General features: G+C 58.8%; 1 protein-coding gene. It reads right to left on the reverse strand.

Annotation, left to right across the window (positions count from 1 at the left end):
- Positions 1-255: AAA family ATPase (locus tag Q4563_RS21080; RefSeq protein ID WP_303605913.1), on the reverse strand; the 255-nt coding region annotated here is incomplete at both ends.

The raw sequence follows: 255 nt of genomic DNA on the forward strand, positions 1-255 counted from the left end.
TCCCATACCAGTGGTTCGGTCAGAACCTTGTCGGCATCCAGAATCAGATAACCGCCATTGGCCTTGTGCAGGGCACCCTGGCAAATCCGCTGATAGTTGGTAACCAGGGCGCCCTGGTCGCTGGTGTATTCAATCCGGCCGAACAGGTTGCCGTAGCTGGGATGGGGTTCGTATACCACCGGTGCGCCGCTATCGGCGGAGTGGTGCGTCACCACATTGGGCAGCAGGGATTCTTCCAGCCGGTTACGTTTGACG

It is taken from the genome of Gilvimarinus sp. 1_MG-2023 (assembly GCF_030548285.1).